The sequence below is a fragment of the Flavobacterium sp. ACAM 123 genome, from assembly GCF_000264055.1.
Lineage (GTDB): Bacteria > Bacteroidota > Bacteroidia > Flavobacteriales > Flavobacteriaceae > Flavobacterium.
The window spans coordinates 1-953 of the sequence record NZ_AJXL01000232.1 but is presented as its reverse complement, the minus strand read 5'-3'; the positions used below and the strand labels follow the sequence as shown (position 1 = coordinate 953).

Here is a 953-nt window from a genome sequence, read left to right as displayed (position 1 = left end):
CTTTATTCTTTTGTCTTAAGATCTCTCCTAAAACGGCTGTCAATTCAATATGTCTAGGAACGTGTTCTTCTTGTTTTTTCGTCTCAATAAACATGTTAAACATGTTTCTCGAAGCGGGTGCAAAAATAGTAACTTCTTTTCTTTCTCGCAAGAAAAATTTAAAGTTTTTTTGAAGATGTAAATCTTCGTTTTCTTTATCTTCTCTTACCAGTCTTTCAAGGAACTTTGCATGTTTTGCGCGGTGCAAAATTAATAAGCAAAATCAAATCTCACAAGCTTTTTTTGATTTATTTTTAGAAATAATTTCTAAGCATAAACCCTTATTTACCTGTCAATCTTTTAATGAACTTATTCGCTGTTGCGGGTGCAAAAGTAGACCCTTTATACCGTTAAACAATACTTTTAATTGCCTTTTTTTTGACCTTTACTTAACTCTGGCTTTAACTAGCTGGAAATACGCTTTTTGAAAACGAAAGTTTTTTTACCGTTCTGTGATTTACATCAACAAAACAGCTAAAACAGACTGGTTCTGCGCAGACTTGATAAGGATCTTAGCTGCGATTCTATTAAGACTCCTCTTTACGTACGGCTTGCCAAGCTATCACTAACCCTCATAAGATGACTTGCTAATCCTATCAGCAGCTGATTTGCGCAGAATAAAAAAACTAGGAACAGTCCTTCTTCTTATTTAAAATAAGAAAAATCATGAGATTGATTGCATTTATCTCCTTGCAGATTTCTCCAGGATATTCCACTGCCAACGGAATTTTAAATCCACGTTGCCACAATGCAACCTCTAACTCTATAATAAAGACACAAAGGCGAAGCATTAAAATTCCGTTTGTGCTGATTTTTGCAATTGTAATGTTGTGTGAACCTGACCTAGCGCTACTAAACAAAGTCAGCTATTAGAGAATTTTAATTGTAAAAGAGACAATGCAAGACCAGTCTAA

1 protein-coding gene is annotated in these 953 nt (G+C 34.3%); it reads right to left on the bottom strand.

Translation table 11 applies throughout. The annotated features are described in order from the left end of the window. A partial coding sequence (locus A3SG_RS20500; RefSeq protein ID WP_035664803.1) for a hypothetical protein occupies positions 1-247 on the bottom strand: 247 nt, incomplete at its 3' end. Positions 248-953 lie beyond the last annotated feature (706 nt).